Genomic DNA, 19,132 nt, shown 5'->3' with positions numbered 1-19,132 from the left:
CCACCCTTTCTTCTTACAAATTAATTTTTTATGTAAATATTATGTGTTTACTCAGTTGACCCTGAATATCACAATTTTATTACAATCCATTGGTTTTTACAACCGGCTGCTATATAGTGGCGTATTTACGCCGGGAGACACTAGCCGTCATACCTGACTCTCCGATATTTGTTTTGCTGATACTGCAATAATTTTCTTTTTCTTAGCTTTTGAATTTACAAAGGCATAGGCGATCAGAGCAATCATCAGAACTACACCCTGTACAATCGTCTGCACGTCAATAGGAATATTCAATACGGTAAGTCCGCTGTTCAGGGTTGCTATAATCAGCGTGCCCAAAACGGTGCCTTTCATATCTCCGATTCCGCCGTTGATACTGGTTCCGCCCAGAACAACTACCGTTATTACTTTCAGGTTAAAACTGGTTCCGGCATCATACTTAACACTGGTGAACCTTCCCAGCCATATAAAGGCTGCCAGTGCACAGATGAGACCACAAATTACATAAATCAGTATCTGCATCTTATCCGTATTCACACCGGAATATTTCGTTGCATTTTTATTCAATCCAATACTGTATAATTTTCTGCCAAAAGTAGTCTTACCCAGAAGAATAATGAAGAAAACAGCAAGTATCACATAAATCCAGATTTGAAGCGGAATCCCTGCAATGGAGGTATTTCCAAAAAAGTTCGTAAAGTTATAACTGTAAACACTGTCACCATGAGATATTCCTCTTGCCAGCCCCAGAAACAGATACATCGTCGCCAGCGTAGTCACCATCTCCGAAATTTTGGCTTTGGCTATGATAATACCGTTCACCAGTCCGCAGATTCCTCCTGTAAGGATCGTAACAATAATTCCAGCTCCTGTTCCCATTCCGGCAGCTGCCATTCCGCCCATCATAGCGGAGAGAATCATGATGTTTCCTACCGAAAGATCAATGCCGCCCGTAATAATAATCAACGTCATAGGCAGAGCAGCCATACCGATTTCTACAATATTTCGAAACATAACGTTTATAATGTATGCGGGTTTTAAAAACGACGGACTCCCTAGTGCGATTGCTGCAAATATCACAACCCAGATTAAAAACAGCGCCATATTAAACGTGACTTTATATTTTCTATTCTTTTCCATTATGCTTCACCCCCCAGCCTTACAGATCACAGGGTTTGTAATGACCCTTTTTTTCTTGATATATCTGGCTGCCGTAACCAATACGGAGATGATAATAATTGCGCCTTTAATTGCATCTGACCAATTTGGACTAATACCAAGATAGTTAATTGCCGGGGATATCATGGCAAGAATGAAAGCTCCAATAACCGTTCCGATTATTTTTCCCGAACCTCCCGCCGTGCTGGTTCCTCCTAATACAACAGCTGCAATAAATGTCATCTCAAGACCACTTCCCATAGTGGTAGTAACTCTCTGCCCTGCCGTTGCTATAATTACTGCTGATATCCCAAATAAGGCACCTGCTATCGTATAGGTGAGCACTACAGTTTTATTTACATTTATACCAGCCAGTCTGGCACCGCCTTTATTGTTCCCAATAGCATAGATCTTCTTCGAAAATCTAGAGTACTTCATAAATAGCAAGGCTGCTGCCACCACAATCAGGCATATAAGTACACTTGCCGGTATCATTCCGAAGATTTTTGCATCGAATGCCAGCCAGGTAAAAGAAGCCGGCAAATCATAAATAGACCCTTCTACCGTAAGCGGCAGAATCCCCTGAAATATCTGGGTCGTCGCCAAAGTGGCTACAATTGCCGGAATCTTTAATTTTGTAATAAACAACCCGTTAAATGTGCTCAGGGCTGCTCCTATTACCATCGCTGCTGCCAGAAGAACAGCAAACGGTGCCCCCATCTTCCCGATAGCCGCTGTGCATATACAGATTACTGATATTAAAGCTCCTGTGGAAACATCGATATTCGATGTCAGAATAATCATGTTCATACCTACTGCCGATATTAATATGTAACTGAAAGAATTCAATAAGCTCATCAGGTTATTTACGGTATAAAATCCTTTTGCAAAAATTGCAAGTCCAATCAATACTACTGCCAGAAAGACTGCCAGATAAAATTCTGTTGTTAAAAACGCTGCTTTTTTCTTATTATGATCCATTTTACTCCCTCCTTAAGCATATCTTCAAAATGTTTGTGTCCGGCTTATGCCATTACCTGCTTTTTAGATTCCAGAGCTACTGTTAGTATCTTTTCCTGGGTCACTTCATCTCTGTCAAAACAACCGGCGATATAACCGTCTTTCATTACATAAATCCGATCACACATTCCAAGCAGTTCCGGGAGTTCTGAGGAAATCATAATAATCGTCAGGCCTTTTTGTGTCAGATCACTGATAATCTTATGGATTTCTGCTTTTGCATTTACATCCACGCCTCTGGTTGGTTCGTCCAGTATTAAAATTTTAGGATTTAATGCCAGCGCTTTTGAAACAGATACCTTCTGCTGGTTTCCCCCTGACAAATTTGCAACCAGAAAATCAGCCTTTGGAGCTTTAATACCAACATCCTGTATATATTTTTCTCCAATTTCCTGCTCTTTTTTCGTGTGGATTATGCCCAGTTTACCAGCAAATTTTTCCAGTTGGGGCAGAGAGATATTCTGTTCAATACTCATATCAACAATCAATCCGAATTTCCCACGATCTTCGGAAACATATACCAGTCCATTTGCCATAGCATCTTTATAGTCCCTGATCACAACCTCTTTTCCCTCTAGTTTGACTTTACCTGCAGCTTTTCCCGTAAAGCCGCAGAGGGACTCCATAAGCTCTGTCCTGCCAGCTCCTGCCAGACCTGCAAACCCGAGAATCTCTCCTTTATTTAAGGCAAAACTGATATCTTCTAAAAATCCATCGTCATAATAATGCTCTACACGAAGCAGTTCTTTTCCAATCTTAGCTTCTGCCTTGGGATAATAATTGCCCATCTTTCTTCCTACCATATCTGCCACAAGTTCATCTTTATTCGTACCGGATACCTCTTTAGTAGAAATATACTGACCATCACGGATCACCGTTACCCTGTCGCAAATCTCAAATATTTCTTCCAGACGGTGGCTGATATACACAATTCCCAGACCTTCTTTTTTCAGGTTCCCAATAATCTCAAACAGGGCACTGACTTCTCTTTGGGTAAGAGATGCCGTAGGCTCATCAAATATGATGATATTAGCATCAAATGTAAGTGCTTTTGCAATTTCCACCATCTGCTTTTGAGCCATACCCAAGGTTTTTATTGTTACATCCAGGCTCATCTGAGTATTCAGGCGTCTGAAAATCTCTTTTGCCCGTTTCTTCATCCCATCGTAATCAATGAAACTGACAGGACCTATCCTTTTCGTTATCTCATGTCCCAGAAACAGATTATCCAGTACGGTCATTTTCTCAAAAAGGCTGGTTTCCTGAAAAATAATGGAAACTCCTTTCTGGTATGCTTCCATAGGATTCCCAAACGATTCCTCTTTTGCATTAACAACCATTGTTCCGCTGTCCGGCTTATGCACTCCGCAAACCACTTTCATAAGCGTGGATTTTCCTGCTCCGTTCTCGCCGCAAATGGCATGTACTTCACCGCTTCGAAGTTCAAAATCAATGCCATTCAGGGCCAGGACCCCTGGAAAAGTTTTCACAATATCTCTAAGTTCCAATATTGTTTTTCCCATAGTTCCTCCTCCAATCTTCATATGCTGTCTCTTTCTTAACTGTCTTTATCTTATCAAGAGCAGAAGAAAAGGTACATGTAAAATCAAAAAGGGTTTATATAAAATACAAAAGCCCCCGGACAGAAGATTTTACTCTTTGTCCAGGATTTTATCATATGATCCGGCCTTCCTGAGGCAGGGAGTCTCATTACGTCATAGGGAAAAGTATAAAATCAATCAAAAAAATGGCATGCTATAGTTCACACCATAACATGCCATAATTACTTATTCTTCTGTAGCAGATACCAAATCTTCTTCACCCAGATCATCCAGATCTAAATCATCTGATAAATCAAGGCCCAGATCCAGATCGTCATCATCATCAAAATCTTCATCCTCATAAACCTGATCCAGTGTATAATCTGTATCCAGTTTTACATTACGGTATCTCTTCATGCCTGTTCCGGCCGGAATTAATTTACCGATTATAACATTTTCTTTTAATCCGATAAGCGGATCAATCTTACCTTTGATTGCTGCTTCTGTCAGTACCTTCGTCGTTTCCTGGAAAGATGCTGCTGATAAGAAGGAGTTGGTTGCAAGAGATGCTTTTGTTATACCAAGCATTACCTGTTTTCCGTCTGCAGGCATCTTGCCTTCTTCTACTAACGCATCATTAACATCTTCAAAGTCAAGAATATCTACCAGTGTACCAGGCAGTAATTCAGAATCACCATTATCCTCAATTCTGATCTTCTTCAGCATCTGACGAACAATAACTTCGATATGCTTATCATTGATCTCAACACCCTGTAAACGGTAAACACGCTGAACTTCCTGAATCATGTAATCCTGTACAGCACGAACACCTTTGATCTTCAGGATATCATGTGGATTTACGCTACCTTCTGTCAGCTCATCACCGGCTTCCAATAATGCACCATCCTGTACCTTGATTCTGGATCCATAAGGAATCAAATATGTCTTAGCTTCACCGCTTTCATCGTTTGTCACAATAATCTCGCGTTTTTTCTTGGTATCCTTAATGTTTGCAATACCAGGAATTTCTGTAATAATAGCAAGACCTTTTGGCTTTCTTGCCTCAAAAAGCTCCTCGACACGGGGAAGACCCTGTGTAATATCCCCGCCGGCCACACCACCGGTATGGAACGTACGCATGGTAAGCTGTGTTCCAGGTTCTCCGATAGACTGAGCTGCAATAATACCTACGGATTCACCTACCTGAACTGCTTCGCCTGTTGCAAGGTTGGATCCATAACATTTCGCACATACACCGATATGTGATTTACATGTCAGTATCGTACGGATCTTAATCTTGTCAAATGGTTTTCCATTTGCATCCACACCTTCGTTCATGATACGTGCCGCACGTCTTGGGGTAATCATATGGTTTGCTTTTACGAGAACTTCACCATCTTTATTTGTAAGAGTTTCGCAGGCAAATCTACCTGTAATTCTCTCTTGCAGGCTTTCAATTTCTTCTTTTCCGTCCATGAATGCTTTTACATACATACCCGGAATTTCTTTTCCTTCACAACAGTCAACTTCACGAATAATCAAGTCCTGGGAAACGTCAACCAGACGTCTGGTCAGGTATCCGGAATCGGCTGTACGAAGAGCAGTATCAGACAGACCTTTACGAGCACCATGTGCAGACATAAAGTACTCCAATACGTCAAGTCCTTCACGGAAGTTTGACTTGATAGGCAGCTCGATTGTATGACCGGTTGTATCCGCCATCAAACCACGCATACCGGCAAGCTGTTTAATCTGCTTGTCAGAACCACGGGCTCCTGAGTCAGCCATCATATAGATGTTATTGTACTTATCAAGACCGTCTAACAGCGCCTTGGTCAGAATATCATCGGTGTTCTTCCATGTTTCCACAACTTCTTTATAACGCTCTTCTTCCGTGATCAGACCACGTTTGAAGTTCTTTGTAATTCTATCTACCGTATCCTGTGCCTGCTGAATCAGCTGCGGTTTTTCAGGAGGTACTGTCATATCGGAAATGGATACGGTCATCGCTGCCCTGGTAGAGTACTTGTAACCCATAGCCTTGATATCATCAAGTGCTTCTGCAGTCTTGGTTGCTCCGTGAGTATTGATGATTTTCTCCAGAATCTGTTTTAATCCTTTTTTACCTACGTGGAAATCTACTTCCAGCTTCAGTGCATTTTCCGGAATATCACGGTTTACAAAACCTAAATCCTGAGGAAGAATTTCATTAAAGATGAAACGTCCCAACGTAGATTCTACATTTCCAGTAAGCCTGCTTCCATCCGGCATGATCTTTGTCATACGAACCGTAATTCTGGTCTGTAATGTCAAAGCCTTATTTTCATAAGCAAGGATTGCTTCGTTTACGCTTTTAAATACTTTGCCTTCTCCAAGTGCACCTGGTCTCTCCTGTGTCAGATAGTAGATACCAAGGACCATATCCTGTGAAGGTACGGCAACGGGACCACCATCGGAAGGTTTTAACAGGTTGTTTGGAGACAACAGTAAGAAACGGCATTCTGCCTGTGCTTCCACAGACAATGGAAGATGGACAGCCATCTGGTCACCATCGAAGTCAGCATTAAACGCTGTACATACCAATGGATGAAGCTTGATCGCCTTACCTTCTACCAATATAGGCTCAAATGCCTGAATACCAAGTCTGTGAAGTGTGGGGGCACGGTTTAACATAACCGGGTGTTCTTTGATAACTTCTTCCAGAACATCCCAGACTTCCGGCTGAAGTCTTTCTACCATCTTCTTCGCATTCTTAATATTGTGAGAAGTACCATTTGCTACTAATTCTTTCATAACGAAAGGTTTGAATAATTCAATTGCCATTTCTTTTGGCAGACCGCACTGGTAAATCTTAAGTTCCGGTCCAACAACGATAACAGAACGTCCTGAATAGTCAACACGTTTTCCAAGTAAGTTCTGACGGAAACGTCCGGATTTACCCTTTAACATGTCTGATAAGGATTTAAGGGCTCTGTTACCCGGTCCTGTTACCGGACGTCCACGACGTCCATTATCAATTAAAGCATCTACCGCTTCCTGAAGCATACGCTTTTCATTACGAACGATAATATCAGGTGCACCTAATTCCAAAAGTCTTTTCAGACGGTTATTACGGTTGATGATTCTTCTATATAAGTCATTCAGGTCAGATGTGGCAAAACGTCCGCCATCCAGCTGAACCATAGGACGTAAATCCGGCGGAATAACAGGAACAACTGTCATGATCATCCACTCCGGTCTGTTTCCTGAGCCACGGAAAGCTTCTACAACTTCCAGTCTTTTAATGATTCTGGCTCTTTTCTGACCGGTAGAATCCTTCAGTCCTCTTTTTAATTCAACGGATTCCTTCTCCATGTCAATGGCTTCTAACAGTTCCTTAATGGATTCTGCTCCCATGCCTACACGGAAAGTGTTTCCCCATTTTTCTTTCGCTTCCTGGAACTCTTTTTCTGTCAGAACCTGTTTGTACTGTAAATCTGTAGTTCCTTTATCCAACACAATATAATTGGCAAAGTACAATACTTTTTCCAATACTCTGGGAGACAGATCCAGAATTAATCCCATTCTGGAAGGGATTCCCTTAAAATACCAGATATGGGAAACAGGAGCTGCAAGCTCAATGTGTCCCATACGTTCTCTACGAACGCTGGCTTTGGTTACTTCTACGCCGCATCGGTCGCAGACTACACCTTTATAACGGATTTTCTTATATTTACCGCAGTGGCACTCCCAGTCCTTGCTGGGACCGAAAATACGCTCGCAGAATAATCCGTCTTTTTCTGGTTTCAGGGTTCTATAATTAATCGTTTCTGGTTTTTTAACTTCTCCTCTGGACCACTCTCTGATCTTATCCGGAGATGCTAAACCAATTTTGATTGCATCAAAAGTCATTGGCTGATACGTTTCATTGTTTGTTGTTTCAGGCATTGATGGTACTCCTTTCCATTGTTAGCTACCTACATTTACTCTTCATCAAGAACTTCTTCTAGGTCTAAAAATGCTTCTTCTTCTTCCTCTTCCACATCAACTAACTCGCCGTCCTCAAATTCCTGCTGACTAAATCCGAAGTCTTCCAGAGGTTCTTCCTCATTGTAGCCCTTCTCGCCTTCAATAACGGAATGCAGATCTGTTTCGCCAAAATCAATCGTTTCCATGATTTCAACTTCTGTCTGGTCTTCCTTGAGTACTTTTACATCAAGTCCAAGGGACTGAAGCTCTTTTAACAATACCTTGAAGGATTCCGGTATACCTGGTTCCGGTATATTTTCTCCTTTGATAATTGCTTCGTAAGTCTTCACACGGCCAATAACATCATCGGACTTCACAGTCAGAATTTCCTGCAGTGTATAGGATGCACCGTATGCTTCCAGCGCCCAAACTTCCATCTCTCCGAAACGCTGTCCACCAAACTGTGCTTTACCACCAAGAGGCTGCTGTGTAACCAGGGAGTAAGGACCGGTGGAACGTGCATGGATTTTATCATCAACCAGATGATGAAGCTTCAGATAATGCATGTGTCCGATTGTAACTGAACTGTCGAAGTACTCGCCGGTACGGCCATCACGCAGCCTTACTTTACCATCGCGTGAAAGCGGTACACCTTTCCAGAGTTCTCTGTGTGCTCTGTTCTCATATAAATAATCCATAACATCAGGAAGCAGTTCCTGCTCATGTTTCTCTTTAAATTCTTCCCACTCAAGATTGACATAATCATTCGCCAGATCAAGAGTATCCATAATATCAACTTCGTTCGCACCATCAAATACCGGCGTGGATATATTAAATCCTAACGCTTTTGACGCAAGACTTAAATGGATCTCAAGTACCTGTCCTATATTCATACGGGAAGGCACACCAAGAGGATTCAATACGATGTCAAGCGGACGTCCGTTTGGCAGGAACGGCATATCTTCTACCGGAAGTACACGGGAAACAACACCCTTGTTACCATGACGGCCGGCCATCTTATCTCCAACGGAAATCTTTCTCTTCTGTGCAATATAAATACGTACTGCCTGATTTACACCCGGTGATAATTCGTCTCCGTTTTCTCTGGTAAATACTTTGGCATCTACGACTATACCATATTCTCCATGAGGTACTTTCAGAGAAGTATCTCTTACTTCACGCGCCTTTTCACCAAAGATCGCACGAAGAAGCCTTTCTTCTGCAGTCAGCTCAGTCTCTCCCTTAGGGGTAACCTTACCAACCAGGATATCTCCGGCACGGACTTCCGCACCGATACGGATGATACCTCTTTCATCCAGATCCTTTAACGCATCATCGCCGACACCGGGAACGTCTCTTGTAATTTCTTCCGGTCCTAATTTTGTGTCTCTGGCTTCTGCTTCATATTCTTCAATATGGACAGATGTATAGACATCCTCCATAACCAGTCTTTCACTTAATAATACCGCATCCTCGTAGTTATAACCTTCCCAGGTCATAAATCCGATCAATGGGTTCTTACCTAATGCAATTTCACCATTCTGTGTAGAAGGTCCGTCAGCAATAACGTCTCCCGCCTGCACATGATCGCCTTTGAATACGATCGGTCTCTGATTGTAACAGTTACTCTGGTTACTTCTTGCAAACTTCGTCAAATGATACTCATCTTTAGATCCATCGTCATTTTTCATAACAATTGTCTTAGATGTGGAACGTTCAATCGTTCCGGCTTTTTTTGCAACCACACAAACACCGGAGTCAACCGCTGCTTTCATTTCCATACCTGTTCCAACAACCGGTGCATCCGTAGTCAATAACGGTACGGCCTGACGCTGCATGTTAGATCCCATCAGCGCACGGTTAGCATCATCATTTTCCAGGAAAGGAATCAATGCGGTAGCAACAGAAAATACCATCTTAGGAGATACATCCATGTAATCAAATGTAGTTCTTTCATACTCCTGCGTTTCTTCTCTGTAACGACCAGAAACATTTTTATGAACAAAATGTCCTTCTTCATCCAGGGCCTCATTCGCCTGAGCTACATGATAATTATCTTCCTCATCTGCAGTCATATATACAACATCTTCCGTAACACGAGGGTCAGTCGGATCTGTCTTGTCTATTTTACGGTATGGTGCTTCAATAAAACCATACTCATTAATTCTGGCATAGGTTGCCAGGGAGTTAATCAGACCGATATTAGGACCTTCAGGTGTCTCGATCGGACACATTCTTCCATAATGGGAATAGTGAACATCTCGAACCTCGAATCCCGCTCTATCTCTGGACAAACCACCAGGGCCCAGTGCGGATAAACGTCTTTTATGTGTTAACTCACCAAGCGGATTATTCTGATCCATGAACTGAGACAGCTGGGAAGAACCAAAGAATTCTTTAACAGCTGCTGTTACCGGCTTGATATTGATCAGAGATTGTGGTGAAATTCCTTCCAGATCCTGTGTTGTCATACGTTCACGTACAACTCTTTCCAGCCTGGAAAGACCAATACGGTACTGGTTCTGCAGCAATTCGCCTACTGCTCTGATACGTCTGTTTCCTAAATGGTCGATATCATCTGCATTGCCAATTCCATATTCCAGATGCATATTATAGTTAATAGAAGCAATAATATCTTCTTTTGTAATATGCTTCGGAATCAATTCGTGGATATTCTGCTTGATTGCATATTTGATATCTTCAATATCGTCATTTTCTTCCAGTATTTTTTCAAGCACAGGGTAATATACTAACTCTGTAACACCCACTTCTTTTGGATCAACATCAACGAAATTCGTAATATCAACCATCATACTGGAGATTACTTTCGCATTACGTTCTTCCGTCTGAATCCAAACGAAAGGAACTGCTGCATACTGAATAGCATCTGCAATTTCACGTGTTACTTCGGTGCCTGCTTCAGCCAGAATTTCACCTGTAGTAGTATCTACAACATCTTCTGCAAGCACATGTCCTGAGATACGGTTGCGAAGAAGAAGCTTCTTATTAAATTTATAACGGCCAACCTTAGCAAGATCATATCTTCTAGGGTCAAAAAACATACTGGTAATAAGGCTTTCTGCACTTTCTACTGCCAGCGGTTCACCCGGACGGATCTTTTTATATAATTCAAGAAGACCTTCCTGGTAATTTTCTGATGTATCCTTAGTTAAACTTGCCAGGATCTTTGGTTCTTCACCAAATAACTCAATGATCTCAGCATTGGTACCGATGCCAAGTGCACGGATTAAAACCGTAATCGGCACCTTTCTGGTTCTATCTACACGAACATAGAAAACATCATTGGAGTCAGTTTCGTATTCCAGCCAGGCACCTCTGTTAGGAATAACGGTAGCAGAAAATAACTTTTTACCAATTTTATCATGAGCAACTGAATAATAAATACCTGGCGAACGAACCAACTGACTAACGATAACACGTTCAGCACCATTAATTACAAAGGTACCTGTTGCAGTCATTAAAGGCAAATCCCCCATGAATATCTCATGTTCATTGATTTCGTCATTCTCTTTATTATGAAGTCTCACCCTAACCTTTAACGGTGCAGCAAATGTTGCATCTCTCTCCTTGCACTCCTCGATGGAATATTTCACATCATCTTCACATAATGTGAAATCTACAAATTCCAAGCTCAGTTTGCCACTATAATCTGCGATTGGAGAGATATCTTCAAAAACTTCCTTCATTCCTTCGTCTAGGAACCATTGGTATGAGTCTTTCTGGACCTCAATCAAATTGGGCATTTCCAGAACCTCTTTTTGTCTTGAGTAACTCATACGAAAGCTTTTGCCGCTTTTGATTGGTCGTATCCTGTTTTTCTCCATTGACGTTTCACCCCTGTTCTTTCTATATAAATATAAACTATTTCCAACAACCCGGTTTTGGGCATAATGATACCCTTGGGCACAATCCTGCACAATAGTGCATCTTCCACTTTAGCATAAAGAAAAACTGCTGTCAAGCAGTTTCTCCTGAAAAAATTGGTTTTAAATTTGTACAATTTGATCTTCCTGTTTAAGAGCACGATTAAAAACGAACAGTAGCAAACTGTGGATTTCAGCTTGTATCTGAAATGTGCCGTATACATAGCATCAATAATTTGCAGCACCATAGTTTAGCAGGGTTTTGGTATCCCTCCATCTGGATTCACTGCTTGGACACCCCAGAACCACCGAAATGTAGGTCTTTCCGTTTTTGCTCATCGCCCCGGCAAAGCAATGTCCAGCCAAAGTTGTCCAACCTGTTTTTCCACCCAGGAATCCTGACATCTGGCCCAGCATATCATCCGTACTATATACCGTAAATCCTCTGCCGCCAGAAAGGCTGGAAAAACTATAAGCCCTGGTCTGTATAATCTGGCGGAACAAATCTTTTTTGATGGCATAACGCAGCATCTTTGCAAGATCCAGAGCCGACGAACCATGATTTCCCATCTCCAGTCCATTTGCTGTGACAAAGGTTGTATTTTTGCATCCAAGCTCTCTAGCCTTCTGATTCATTAGATCTGCAAAATTTTGTACCGAGCCGCTGATATGCTCCGCTATTGCCACTGCCACATCATTATAGGAAGGCAGCAGTAATGCATACAGCAGATCCTGCATCCGATAGACTTCACCCGGATTCATATACAGCTTTACTTCTTCCTGTCCTGCGGCATACGCAGAGACAGAAACTGAATCATTCAATCCGGCATACTCCAAAGCCAGTATTGCCGTCATTATTTTTGTGGTACTGGCATTGGGGCGGTTTTGATTTGCATTTTTCTGATAAATAACTTTTCCCGTCTTAGCGTCAATTAATACCGCAGAGGGTGCAGACAGGCTTAATGCAGAAGCGCTTACCTTTTTCCCGGAAGCATCAACGAACTTACTTCCTATAAAAGTACTCTTCACCATTGCCCCATTACTGCCCAGATAGTAATCGCCAACCCATTTATTTTTTACCATATAACCATTACTGCCAAAATAGTACCACTTACCCGACACTTTCTTCCAACTGTTTTTCAGATAACTTCCGCTTTGGTTCTGATATTTCTTTCCTTTATCCCCAGTTCGCATACCCGGCTTCATGAAACCATATTTATCAAAGCTGTATTTAATTCCATTTATGGTAATTCTTTTATTTTTGACCGCATAACCATTTTTATCAAAATAGCACCGTTTATTATTGATAGTCTTCCACTTATTCGTTATGTACTGGTTCTTTTCATCCCGGAAACGCCAGCCTTTCGATGTTTTCACAAGCCCTTTTACATATTTCCCGCTTGCCTCCAGGTAATGACTGCCAACCCAGCTTTGTGTAACGGCATAACCCTTCCTATTAAAATAATAACGGTTCCCATCAATTGTTTTCCACTGGCTTTTCAGGTATCCCTTAGAGCCATTCTTATAGCGGTATCCCTTCCCGGTATTTTTAAAGCTTACGATCCATCTTCCTTTGGAATTTACATACCGGTCACCAACCCAGCGGCTTTTTTGCAGTCTTCCGCTCTTTGTATAATAATACCAGCCTGTACTTTTGTGCTTCCATGCAGCGTCCGCCTGGAAAACAGGTGAAATGCCAATCAGCAATATCAGAATTAATGTTAATGGAATAAAAAATCGCTTTTTTACATTTTTCATTTAACTCTACCCCCCACTTTGATTTTCAAAAACATTCTAAAAATATTATACATGATAATGTAAAATTCACCAAATCAATTTTTCTCACCAGCAATATAAAAAATGCCGGTGCCAAGATTATCTCTCAGCACCAGCATCATTTTAAGTTATCATACATTCTAAAATTACAAATTTAAAGCAGATCAGATTGTTCCATCCCAGGTAGAAACTGTTTTGGCTTTCTTCTCTTCCTCGTCAAACCAACGGGTGGTCACTACTTTTCCTTCTGTATAGAAACGATATCCGTCTTTTCCAAGGCAATGCAGATCTCCAAAGAAAGATTTCTTATGTCCATTAAATGGGAACATACCTACGGGAACCGGAATACCTACATTGACTCCCACCATTCCTCCGTCCGTACGTCTTGCAAATTCTCTCGCATAGTGACCGCTCTGTGTGAAGATTACAGAACCGTTAGCATATGGATTTGCATTCATAACCGCAAGTCCTTCATCGAAATCTTTCACACGTTTGATACAGAGAACCGGACCAAATACTTCTCTGTCTCCGATGGTCATTCCCGGTTTTACGTGATCGAAAATCGTAGGCCCTACATAATAACCATTCTCATATCCCGGAACCTGGATATCCCTTCCATCTAAGATCAGTTCTGCACCCTCTTCAATTCCTTTTTCGATCCAATTCGTTACAAACTTCTTATGCCCTTCATTTACTACCGGACCCATACCTGTTGTTTTATCATAAGCCGGACCGACTTTAATTTCTCTTGCTTTTTCTACAATTGCATGAACCAGGTCATCTGCAATATCTTCCTGGACTACAACCACCGGGAGTGCCATGCAGCGTTCACCGGCACATCCAAAGGCTGCATTAATAATTCCAGCTGCTGTTCTTTCGATTGGTGCATCATTCAACACCAGTGCATGGTTTTTCGCTTCACAAAGAGCCTGAACGCGTTTTCCATTTGCTGCTGCAGTTGAATAAATATGTAATCCTACTTCTGTTGATCCCACAAAAGTAATTCCTTTGATATCCGGATGCTGTAAAAACATTTCCGCTTCATTTCTGGAACAGGTCACAATATTGATTACGCCATCCGGTAGCCCTGCTTCCTTATATAATTCAGCGATGCGCATACAGGTCTGAGGTGTAAACGTTGCAGCCTTTATTACAATGGTATTTCCACAGGCGATGCACATTGGTGTCATCCATCCCATAGGGATCATTGCCGGGAAGTTAAATGGAACAATACCTGCAAATACACCCATGGGTTCACGGTACATTACAGTGTCAAAACCGGAGGAAGCATCCATAAGACTTTCGCCCATCATTAATGACGGCGCGGAAATTGCCTGTTCGGTTCCTTCTTTTGCTTTCAGGACGTCACCTTCTGCCTCAACCCATGCTTTGCCGTTTTCTCTTGCAACAAGTTCCGTCAGTTCATCCATATGTGCAATCAGCAGATCTCTCAGCTTATAAAGAATCTGAACACGTTTGATTACAGGTGTTCCTGACCAGCCAGGGAAAGCTGCTTTCGCTGCTGCAATGGCTTCTTCTACTTCCTCTGAAGTACAGCAGGGTACTTTTGCAGTGATTTCACCGGTACTAGGATTGCAAGCATCCGTATATCGTTCCGTCTTAGATTCTTTAAACACACCATTAACATAATAACCCAGTTTCTTAACATCGCCCATGATAAATCCTCACTTTCATATTTGTGGTAAACCATTGTAATTTGTTGATTATATTTTGGATATATCTTATATTATCACAGAACATAACCAAAATCAACACAAATTTTTCGTTATTTTATTCACGAAACAATCAGGACATTATCTGCATTCACAGATATGTTCATAACTTCACATATCTATATTTTTTTGTGAAGACCTATTCCGGACAACAAAAAATCCCCGCAGACACCTGGAACCAGGTAACTGCGGGGATTGCTAATCATCAGATTATTTTAATGTGGAATTATATAAACGTTTCATGTGTACTCATAAAAATTCGCATTAATATATGAAGAAACTCATTCAAATCTCCTGTACGATTCACTATAATTATCCATAAATTTTTGTGTTGCAGTCTCGTCTGTAGTCATATGCAGTCCCTGGAATGATATATTCGGGGACTGTTTTACACCCTCTGAACATACTGCTCTGCAATAAAACCGCTGTACTTCTTAGCAATAAGAACCTGGTACCATCCTGGTTCTTTATTAATTACATCCATAAGATTACCTTTGTTAAGAGTCTGGTATGGTCCAGAAATGATACCATAGTTTGTCCCCGGCCCTTTCCGGACATTAACACCATCTCCAGTGCATCTTCCAACCCATACGGAATCTTCTGTACCTTTTACAATTGCGTCGAAGCCAGCGCCTTTGATTTTATCCGCCAGGGCTGTTGCATTGCCTTTATTGCTAAATGCTCCACACTGTACCTTATACTGTCCTGTCTCTTCTTTTACGATAGCGTCAAATCCCTTTCCTGCAATAAGTGCTGCTTGCTTCTCTGCATTCTTTTTACTGGCAAAAGATCCGGCCTGTACTTTGTAACTGCCTGCCTTATCCGGTTTTGGTGCAGGTGCGGGCGTAGCAGATGTATTTCCACCGCCTAATGCGTTAAGGGCCTCTGCAAGCTGCCGCGGCCAGCGTCCTGCATCTTCGTTCCCATAAGTGCCATAGATCCGGTTTAGGATGGAAGTATCCGTGTCGGAATCCTTGCAACCGGCGAATTTGTTTGCTGCCGTTAATGCTCCGCTTCGGATGGACATAGAAAAAGCAGATCCCCTTACAGCCGGATCGTGGTTATCCAGGTTTATTCCTTTCTTTTGCAGGTAAGTCTTTACCGGTAAATAATAGTCCCGCTTTGCGGCCGCATCCTGCAACTGTTCAAACTCTTTTGGGTGCTTGTCGCACAGTTCTAGCCAAACTGCTGTAAGTCCGGCATTGCCTATTAATTTACTGTTACCGGCTCCCATAGCAATGTACTTGTTAAATCCCAGGTATCTGGCCGCATTATGATCTACACAGGACTGCATAAACGGTACCAGACCATATCTATAATCAAACTGGTACTTGCCATAAGCGTGCCCTTTGTCCCCGGCCACCTGTCGGAAACCGGCGCTACCACTTTCGTATTTTGTCCAGCCCATCCAGATCTCTTCGGGTGCGGATGTGCTGCCAGACATTAGTTTTTTTACTTTCTCCACAAATCCGGGCCACAGACCTTCGTCCAGGATTCGCCGCGGGCAATGCTTCCGGGATGCATCGTAATGCATTTTTAACCGGTCTGTGGCCCATCCACGGTCTTTTAATAATTTGGCTGCCAGCCATTGCGCATTGGCAACCGCAGTGTAATAATCGCTTTCCGGGTTAACACAGATTTCTATATTAATAGAATTAAGGTTGGAAATTCCATATCTTCCATTTCCATCTCCTACCGCCCAGGCTCCGTCCTGGAAGTCTAATGTCTGGTAGATTTCTTTCGAGTCCACATAGAAGTGTACTGTGCCATCCAAATTTCCATTTTTCATGGCATTTGCATGCGCCAAGGCACTTGCTCCCGAATTCCAATTATCTGTTTCGTGCATAACTACATAAGCCGGTTTGTTCTGCCCTATGTAGCAGTGTGTCTTTGCAATCATTTTTTTAATTTCCATATCTTCTACCTACCCTTTCCGAAAAGAAAAGAGAGCGATTTACTCGCCCTCCGTTTTATTTATAATCTTTGTAAATGCCTGATGTAATCCGGTACTTGCTAATCCTGTAAAGGCTCCATACACAACGGTTTCTAACCCTATTGGAGTATTTGCCAGTCCTGCTGATACGCACGCCAGAACAGCCCCTAGCACTGCCAGAATGGTTGGTATGTACTGGTTACTTACCTTTTCCAACCAGGTTATATGCTTAATGCAGTAACCTACGATTAAACATGCTACTAAAACTACTGGGATATAATAATCCTGTAAAAATCCTAAATCCATAATATTACCTCTTTCTTATAAATATTGGGCTGCCATTAAGATAAGCCCGGTTGCGAGTGCCCCAGCAACAACAGAAATTATAGTTGTAAATGCTGTCTTCTTTGCACTGTTCCAACGTTCTGCCGGTTCATTTTCCAGTTTCTGCAACCGGTCTCCCTGCTTTTGCTGCTCTTCCATCATCGTTTTCATGTTTAATGCCAGTTCTTTAACCGACATTGCCAGTTCCTGTATACACTTTTGCTGTGCTTCCAAATCCGCCACACGCCCTTTTAGCGATCTGCTATCTTTTCCAAGCTCCGCTATTTTTACTGCCACTTCTTCATCATTCATAGTCCCTCTCCTTGTGTCATAATTTTGTGCAAAATAAAAAGACCTTTCGGTCCCGCTCATGCTTTCATATGTTCTCCTTATTACTCTGCTAAAATAGTCTCTTTTTCTTCTACGGTAATCCACCCTTTTGTTAATGCTTTTTCTACGACCTCAGCATTACCGGTATTATTATAAATCCTTTTAATTGTATCAAACATTACTATTCCTCCTACATTCCTAAGATTTCTAAGGTTAAAGTATCAACCGTTTCTTCCAGGGATTTTATTCTTTCTTCTGTCTCATTTGGCTTAATCAACTTGATCCGGATCAAGTCCCCCACAACCGGCGTTATCTCTCCTGTCTCAGTAATATTAGTATCAATTTCAGCATCTTTACGCTTCTCAATATCAATAAGCTTAGTATATCCTGTATAAAGCTGCAGCTCTTCTTCATCCTGCGCTGAAAGCCTATAGATTTTTTTAGTATTCTCAGGGTTAAATGCTGTTTCTACCTCAGTTAATGTGGTGTTTCCAGGCAGAATAAAGAACACAATCTTTTCCGGCGTGCAGTCTACTCCACAGGTAATAAGTTCAAATGTTTTATTATTGTTCAATTTTATTTTTTCCATAAAATCATCCTTTCTTTTTTAAATAGGTTTCAGAGTTAAACACGAATTTGACTACCACATATAACTTCGACAGAATGTATAATCCCTGGTATATTTCCGGTAACGTAATAACCGATAAAGTAGGTAAAATTCTTATAGTAACAATTGCATTGCAGGCAAAATCCCCTTTACCGTTAAATGTATGGCATAAACTTATAGCTCTGCCGGCCGGAACACGACCGAAGCATACATTTTACGGAAACTATGATAATGCAAATTATAATACGACAATAAAAGCGGAGTCGAACGGGGATGTCTTAGTGCTTACCAACAAATCAATTGCTGCAAACGAGTGGCTTGTCGGAAGCGTCATAATTGCTTTCTAACAAATATTTTAAACCATATATACTAATGTACCTCTTACAGAGCCATCGGCAGCCGGAAGAATCCCCCAAACCTCCTTACTGCTTTTTGCAAGCATAACACGACCGTGTTCTCCCAATGAGCTTGAGTATCCCTTCATTACATTACAAAATGAATCCTGTAAAGGTATCTCTTGTAATGTCAATAGCCGAACACTCGTATTTGCGGTATAAGTCGCTACGTTAATGTCAAAGCTTAAAATTCTTAATCTTCCGACTGCTATGTTCGTAACTGTCCCTGATATTCCAGCTGCCAGGGTAACTTGTTTGTTTATATTATCAAAATTCGTGTTTATCTCATTGATTGCCCCTACGATTTCTTTGCTTGTCGTATTTAAGTTAGCTGCAGTACCTACCTTAAGTTTGGATTTAATATTGGTAAGTAAAGTTGAGAATGTTATTTTCTTTGTCTTGCTCGTATCCTGTATAACCATCAGATCTGCGTCACTCGACGTGGTGGCCTGCGTTAGGTCCACTATTTTTCTTGTTGCCATG

Annotated in this window: 13 protein-coding genes; all 13 read right to left on the bottom strand. The window is 41.6% G+C overall.

Annotated features, from left to right (window positions below; translation table 11 throughout):
* Positions 1 to 147: 147 nt before the first annotated feature.
* Positions 148 to 1,140 (bottom strand): ABC transporter permease, encoded by a 993-nt coding sequence (locus CD03_RS0126040; protein WP_044289674.1) that lies wholly within the window; start codon positions 1,138 to 1,140, stop codon positions 148 to 150.
* Between the two features lie 6 nt (positions 1,141 to 1,146).
* Positions 1,147 to 2,139 carry an ABC transporter permease gene (locus tag CD03_RS34920; protein WP_044289672.1) on the bottom strand — a complete coding sequence of 331 codons (993 nt, stop codon included), beginning with the start codon at positions 2,137 to 2,139 and terminating at the stop codon, positions 1,147 to 1,149.
* Positions 2,140 to 2,183: 44 nt separating this feature from the next.
* Positions 2,184 to 3,701, bottom strand: a complete 1,518-nt coding sequence (locus CD03_RS0126030; RefSeq protein ID WP_027296118.1) for a sugar ABC transporter ATP-binding protein — start codon at positions 3,699 to 3,701, stop codon at positions 2,184 to 2,186.
* Positions 3,702 to 3,965: 264 nt separating this feature from the next.
* On the bottom strand, positions 3,966 to 7,646 hold the full coding sequence (rpoC, locus tag CD03_RS0126025) for a DNA-directed RNA polymerase subunit beta' (protein ID WP_027296117.1): 3,681 nt from the start codon (positions 7,644 to 7,646) through the stop codon (positions 3,966 to 3,968).
* A gap of 35 nt (positions 7,647 to 7,681) precedes the next feature.
* Positions 7,682 to 11,512 carry a DNA-directed RNA polymerase subunit beta gene (gene rpoB, locus CD03_RS0126020; RefSeq protein ID WP_027296116.1) on the bottom strand — a complete coding sequence of 1,277 codons (3,831 nt, stop codon included), beginning with the start codon at positions 11,510 to 11,512 and terminating at the stop codon, positions 7,682 to 7,684.
* A complete protein-coding gene (locus CD03_RS38355; protein ID WP_141728551.1) occupies positions 11,461 to 11,649 on the bottom strand; it encodes a hypothetical protein in 189 nt (62 codons plus the stop codon). Before CD03_RS38355 ends, rpoB begins: the two co-directional genes overlap by 52 nt.
* Positions 11,650 to 11,779: 130 nt before the next feature.
* Positions 11,780 to 13,309 carry a hypothetical protein gene (locus tag CD03_RS36530; RefSeq protein WP_052377985.1) on the bottom strand — a complete coding sequence of 510 codons (1,530 nt, stop codon included), beginning with the start codon at positions 13,307 to 13,309 and terminating at the stop codon, positions 11,780 to 11,782.
* A 182-nt stretch (positions 13,310 to 13,491) separates the two neighbouring features.
* Complete coding sequence (locus CD03_RS0126005; protein WP_027296114.1) at positions 13,492 to 15,003, bottom strand: CoA-acylating methylmalonate-semialdehyde dehydrogenase; 1,512 nt, start codon at positions 15,001 to 15,003, stop codon at positions 13,492 to 13,494.
* Between the two features lie 445 nt (positions 15,004 to 15,448).
* A complete protein-coding gene (locus CD03_RS36525) occupies positions 15,449 to 16,975 on the bottom strand; it encodes an SPOR domain-containing protein (RefSeq protein WP_052377984.1) in 1,527 nt (508 codons plus the stop codon).
* 39 nt (positions 16,976 to 17,014) lie between these two features.
* On the bottom strand, positions 17,015 to 17,299 hold the full coding sequence (locus tag CD03_RS0125995; protein ID WP_027296113.1) for a phage holin family protein: 285 nt from the start codon (positions 17,297 to 17,299) through the stop codon (positions 17,015 to 17,017).
* A 15-nt stretch (positions 17,300 to 17,314) separates the two neighbouring features.
* Positions 17,315 to 17,629 (bottom strand): hypothetical protein, encoded by a 315-nt coding sequence (locus CD03_RS0125990; RefSeq protein ID WP_027296112.1) that lies wholly within the window; start codon positions 17,627 to 17,629, stop codon positions 17,315 to 17,317.
* Positions 17,630 to 17,837: 208 nt separating this feature from the next.
* On the bottom strand, positions 17,838 to 18,236 hold the full coding sequence (locus CD03_RS0125980) for a hypothetical protein (protein ID WP_027296111.1): 399 nt from the start codon (positions 18,234 to 18,236) through the stop codon (positions 17,838 to 17,840).
* A gap of 373 nt (positions 18,237 to 18,609) precedes the next feature.
* Entirely contained in the window at positions 18,610 to 19,131 is a 522-nt protein-coding gene (locus tag CD03_RS0125970) for a hypothetical protein (RefSeq protein WP_027296109.1), read from the bottom strand.
* Position 19,132: the final 1 nt, after the last annotated feature.

Source organism: Robinsoniella sp. KNHs210, assembly GCF_000686105.1.
GTDB lineage: Bacteria > Bacillota > Clostridia > Lachnospirales > Lachnospiraceae > Robinsoniella > Robinsoniella peoriensis.
The sequence above is the reverse complement of the archived record's forward strand: the minus strand, read 5'-3'. Positions and strand labels throughout refer to the sequence as shown.